Annotated in this window: 4 protein-coding genes, 5 tRNA genes and 1 rRNA gene; 4 read left to right on the plus strand and 6 right to left on the minus strand. The window is 55.1% G+C overall.

The window, feature by feature from the left end; translation table 11 throughout:
• Positions 1 to 125 precede the first annotated feature (125 nt).
• The 4 genes from B5F12_RS11470 (at position 126) to B5F12_RS11485 (ending at position 3,620) form a co-directional block, all read left to right on the plus strand.
• On the plus strand, positions 126 to 455 hold the full coding sequence (locus B5F12_RS11470) for a hypothetical protein (protein ID WP_087234519.1): 330 nt from the start codon (positions 126 to 128) through the stop codon (positions 453 to 455).
• A gap of 261 nt (positions 456 to 716) precedes the next feature.
• Positions 717 to 1,019: a hypothetical protein gene (locus B5F12_RS11475; RefSeq protein ID WP_087234521.1), complete on the plus strand. Its 303-nt coding sequence runs from the start codon at positions 717 to 719 to the stop codon at positions 1,017 to 1,019.
• A gap of 4 nt (positions 1,020 to 1,023) precedes the next feature.
• Positions 1,024 to 2,229, plus strand: a complete 1,206-nt coding sequence (locus tag B5F12_RS11480) for a site-specific integrase (protein ID WP_087234523.1) — start codon at positions 1,024 to 1,026, stop codon at positions 2,227 to 2,229.
• The gene (locus B5F12_RS11485; RefSeq protein ID WP_087234525.1) at positions 2,187 to 3,620 is read left to right on the plus strand and encodes a tyrosine-type recombinase/integrase; all 1,434 of its coding nucleotides are present in this window, start codon (positions 2,187 to 2,189) and stop codon (positions 3,618 to 3,620) included. Before B5F12_RS11480 ends, B5F12_RS11485 begins: the two co-directional genes overlap by 43 nt.
• Positions 3,621 to 3,780: 160 nt before the next feature.
• Here B5F12_RS11485 and B5F12_RS11490 read toward each other — a convergent pair.
• The 6 genes from B5F12_RS11490 to rrf all read right to left on the minus strand — a co-directional run bounded on the left by B5F12_RS11490 (position 3,781) and on the right by rrf (position 4,423).
• Positions 3,781 to 3,856 (minus strand) — tRNA-Thr (locus B5F12_RS11490).
• 3 nt (positions 3,857 to 3,859) lie between these two features.
• Positions 3,860 to 3,936, minus strand: a tRNA-Asp gene (locus tag B5F12_RS11495).
• Positions 3,937 to 3,978: 42 nt separating this feature from the next.
• A tRNA-Trp gene (locus B5F12_RS11500) sits at positions 3,979 to 4,054 on the minus strand.
• Positions 4,055 to 4,057: 3 nt separating this feature from the next.
• Positions 4,058 to 4,134, minus strand: a tRNA-Ile gene (locus B5F12_RS11505).
• Positions 4,135 to 4,197: 63 nt separating this feature from the next.
• Positions 4,198 to 4,273: transfer RNA gene (locus tag B5F12_RS11510), tRNA-Asn, on the minus strand.
• Between the two features lie 34 nt (positions 4,274 to 4,307).
• Positions 4,308 to 4,423: ribosomal RNA gene (rrf, locus tag B5F12_RS11515) — 5S ribosomal RNA — on the minus strand.
• Positions 4,424 to 4,620: the final 197 nt, after the last annotated feature.

Genomic DNA, 4,620 nt, shown 5'->3' on the forward strand with positions numbered 1-4,620 from the left:
CTTACAGTCCCAAGGAATTCAAGATAGTTTCAAAGCGAAAGGAGAATATTATGGTCAAAGGAAAACAGAAAACAACCGTCTTTTTCACCCCCTCTGTGAGGAGGAAAATCGAGGACACCTATCGAATGGATAACTGCAAAAGCCAGAGCGAGTTCATCGAAAAAGCCGTGGAGTTCTATCTGGGCTATCTGAACACCAAGAATGCCGGTGCCTTCCTACCCGAGGTGCTCTCCACCATCCTCATTGGCATCACAGATGACTTGGCTCAGCGCATGGGCAGGTATCTCTACAAGGTGGCAGTGGAACAAAATCTGTGCAATCACATTCTCACTGCCGACACCGACATGGATCAGCGAACCTATGAGCTTATGCGCGGCCGGAGTGTGAGGGAGGTGAACAGCACCAACGGCCGCATCAGCTTCAAGGAAGTGCTGGACTTCCAGAAGTCCGTGTGATCTATGTAAGCGTGTAAAAATCTGTGTTGCGATACAAAGATAAAATAGTCTCGTTCGACCACGAGGAGGAGCAGCTGAGCTGAGGTATGAGCATGGATGGATGGTAACCACAACGCCTAAAATAGCACACTGTCACCAAAGAAAACGCCCCGAGGAAATTGGCCCAGAGCAAATGATAACAGTTTGATAATTCTGGTCAAAACCACTGGCTATTCCCTTCCTATTTCGGTATTGTGTGTTGCTGATAAGGGGGCAGCACACATGAACGACTATATGAAAGCCCTGCATCAGCGGTTCTTCCGAAAGCCCAACCTCACAGAACTGGAGCATGAGATTGAAACTGCCCGTCAGGAAGTGCGAGATTGCCTGGACAAAGCGCAGCGGCGCAGGCTCATGGACCTGGTAGATGGACAAGCCCTATTGCGAGAAGCAATCTCCCTGGCCAGCTTCACCGCAGGATTCAAACTGGCCTGGGGAATCACAAAAGAACTGGAGGCAGATGGCCTGTATTCCCCTCAGGAGGAAACAGAGGGCATCTGCCTCCACCTACAAAAGGAGGATTGATACTATGGGAAAACGCAGACCATCCGGAGACGGCATGGTTCGCAAACGGGAAGATGGTCGCTGGGAAGGCCGCATCGTCATCGGCCACAAAGAGAACGGCGACTCCATCTTCCGCTATATCTACGCCAACACGCAAAAAGAACTGACAGCCAAACTTCGCCAGAACATTGACGCCTATCAGGGCGTGGACTTGACTGAAGAAAGCAAGATGACCCTCTCGGCATGGCTGGATCGCTGGTTGGAGCAAATGGCCTCCGTGCTTCGCCCCAATACTCTGGAGCGTTACCGCAACAGCCTGGACCACCACGTCAAGCCCTACCTGGGACAAAAGAGGCTCACTCAAATCACCGCAGATGACTTACGAAAACTCTACGATACCTTAAAAAGCCGGGGCAGAGTACGTCCCCATCCAGGGCAGAACCGTGGTCTCTCCCCCACCACTGTCCGCAGCATACACAATACTCTCCACCATGCGTTGAAATCTGCGGTAGACCAGAGATTGCTGCCCCACAACCCTGCCGATCATGTAAAGCCTCCCAGAGTGGCGCACAAAGCCATGAAGGTTCTCAGCGATGCGCAGATGGAACAATTCCTGGATGCAGTGGCTCAAGACCCCATCTGGCACGACTTCTTCTATACGGAGCTGACCACTGGGCTTCGGCTGGGGGAAATCTGTGGACTGATGTGGTCTGACTTGGATGAGCGAAAGGGAATCCTGCGGATCAGCCGCACCTTGCGCAGAGAAAAGGGTGGACGACTGGTGGCGGGTGACACCAAGACCTACGCCGGTACCCGAACCATCGTTCTCCCTGCCAGCACAGCGGAGCTGCTGACCATCCGCAAACAGCACTCCTATTCCCCCTGGATCTTTCATAATCCCCTGCGGCCGGAGGCCCCCATGAATCCCAGCACGGCCTACCACCAACTGAAAAAGATTCTGGCGGAAACAGGACTGCCCGACATCCGCTTCCACGATCTCCGCCACACCTTCGCCACCCACGCCCTATCCAGCGGTGTGGACGCCAAAACTCTGTCCAGCATCCTGGGCCACACCAAAGCCAGCTTCACCGTGGACACCTACACCCACACCACCACCCAGATGCACCGGAAAGCCGCCGAAATTGTGGGCGGCTTCCTCACCGATTACTTAGGAGAGGAGATGGCTCCATGGCAAAACGCAGAAAACGTGGCGACGGCAGCATACACCTGAGAAAGGACGGACGCTGGGAGGGCAGATATGTGGTAGGACGTGACGAAAAAGGATTGCCCATCACCAAAAATGTCCTGGCCAAAACCCAGGCAGAGTGTGCAAAAAAGTTGGCCCAACTGCGGGAGCAGCTGGAAGCGCCTCCACCGGAACAGCCCAAGGCCGGTGTTCAGCTGGGTGATTGGCTCAGTCACTGGTACCAAGACCATAAGAAGCCCCACTTGCGCCCCAATACCCAGATGTCCTATGAGCGGCGGATCTACCAGCACATCATCCCTGCTCTGGGGCAAATCCCCCTGGACAAGCTGACCACCGGAGATATCCAGCAATTCTACACCCAGGCCAAGCAGGGCGGCAGACTGCTGCGGACAGAGCTCTACGGGGAAGGCTTGTCCGACCAGACCATCCGGGGCATCCACACCACCCTCCACGGAGCATTAAAACAGGCAGTGGAGGAACACCTCATTGCCCGCAACCCTGCGGATGGGTGCAAGCTGCCCTCTGCCAAAGCCAGAGAAATGCAGGTGCTGACCCCGGAGGAAATCCAGCGTCTCCTCATTCAGGCCAAAGAGGACGAATGCTATGAACTGCTCCTGCTGGAACTGTCCACCGGCTTGCGCCGAGGCGAAATCTGCGCCCTTCAATGGGATGACCTGAATTTCAGCACCGGAGCCCTGCGGGTAGAGCGGCAGGTGCATCGGGTGCGAGGCGAACTGGTGGTGTCTCAGCCCAAGACAAAGGCCTCCAACCGCAGCGTCGTCCTCCCCGCCCCGGTTCTAAGCGTCCTGGAGACCTACAAAAAGGCCAGTACCTCTCGGTGGATGTTCCCCTCCCCAGTCAAAGAGGATTCTCCCATGGACCCAGCGGCAGTGCGGAAACGACTGTCCACGGTTCTGGAACGGGCAGATTGTAAGCACATCCGCTTCCACGACCTGCGCCACACCTTCGCCACCGCCTCCCTGGAACATGGCATGGATGTCAAAACCCTCTCCACCATCATCGGCCATGTGTCCAGCACCACCACCCTGAACATCTACGCCCATGTCACCGACGAGATGCAGCGCACCGCAGCGGCAAAAATCGATCAGGGGATTGGAAGGCACACCTCCCTGCAACCTACCGAAACTGCGCCCCGAAAACCCGCCCCCAGCACCTTTCAGCCCCACAAGGGTAAGCGGCGCAAGCCAGGCACCGGCTGTATCAGCCAGATCAACGACCATTTGTGGGAGGGCCGCTACTCCCCCATCTGGCCAGACCGCAAAAAACACGCCCGCAATGTGTACGCCCAAAACAGAGAGGAGTGTGAGGAACTGCTGGCAAGCCTGATCCGGCAGATGAATGCGGAGATCGCCGTGGAAAAAGAACGGCTGAAACAAGACCAAAAGGTGAGCTGAGACGTAGCAAGGCCTCTGGAGACATGCGCTCCAGAGGCCAATTTTTCTCTGTCTGTGGCTGGTTGTGTGGTCAAACCCAAAACCGCCTGTTTTATCATGGCGATAAAGTTCCGTAGATACAACAAAACCGCCCTTTTCTTTACGAAAAGAGCGGTTATTGTGGAGCTGCTAGGCAGATTCGAACTGCCGACCTCATCCTTACCAAGGATGCGCTCTACCGACTGAGCTATAGCAGCAAATGGCGACGCGGAAGGGACTTGAACCCTCGACCTCCGGCGTGACAGGCCGGCGTTCTAACCAACTGAACTACCGCGCCATCTGGGGGAATCTATTTAATCAGCTTCCGCTGTTATTTTTGTGGCAGGGGCAGAAGGATTCGAACCCTCGGCACTCGGTTTTGGAGACCGATGCTCTACCAGCTGAGCTATACCCCTGTATGGTGGGCCTTCAGGGACTCGAACCCGGGACCGACCGGTTATGAGCCGGCTGCTCTAACCAACTGAGCTAAAGGCCCATGTCGTCGATCTGTTCTGTCTGCATGAGCCGTCACAAACCTGTGACGGCTCATGCACAGAAATGGCTCCCCCTGTTGGACTCGAACCAACGACCCTGCGGTTAACAGCCGCATGCTCTACCAACTGAGCTAAGGAGGAATATTGAGAGGCTTGAGAAACTCAAACCTCTTTGTGTCGGCACTACCTATCTTCCCGGGCCGTCGCCAGCCAAGTATTTTCGGCGCAAGTGAGCTTAACTGCCGTGTTCGGAATGGGAACGGGTGGACCCTCACTGCAATCAGCACCGACTAAGTCGACACAGACCTTTTGATCTGCACTGAACATTTGACATATTACCAGATTTCTCTGGTTTTGTCAAGTGTTTTTTTGCCCCATTTTTTTGGGGTTCCCACTTGGGTGCATCACACACCCAAGTGGGAGTGGTACACCTTCAGGGACTCGAACCCTGGACACCCTGATTAAGAGTCAGGTGCTCTACCAACTGA

This window comes from Pseudoflavonifractor sp. An176 (assembly GCF_002160435.1).
Taxonomy (GTDB): domain Bacteria; phylum Bacillota; class Clostridia; order Oscillospirales; family Oscillospiraceae; genus Enterenecus; species Enterenecus faecium.

Excerpts from the sequence above, each read along its gene's own strand:
- B5F12_RS11470 (WP_087234519.1), top strand. The coding sequence starts at position 126 with ATGGATAACTGCAAAAGCCAGAGCGAGTTCATCGAAAAAGCCGTGGAG.
- B5F12_RS11475 (WP_087234521.1), top strand. The coding sequence starts at position 717 with ATGAACGACTATATGAAAGCCCTGCATCAGCGGTTCTTCCGAAAGCCC.
- B5F12_RS11480 (WP_087234523.1), top strand. The coding sequence starts at position 1,024 with ATGGGAAAACGCAGACCATCCGGAGACGGCATGGTTCGCAAACGGGAA.
- B5F12_RS11485 (WP_087234525.1), top strand. The coding sequence starts at position 2,187 with ATGGCAAAACGCAGAAAACGTGGCGACGGCAGCATACACCTGAGAAAG.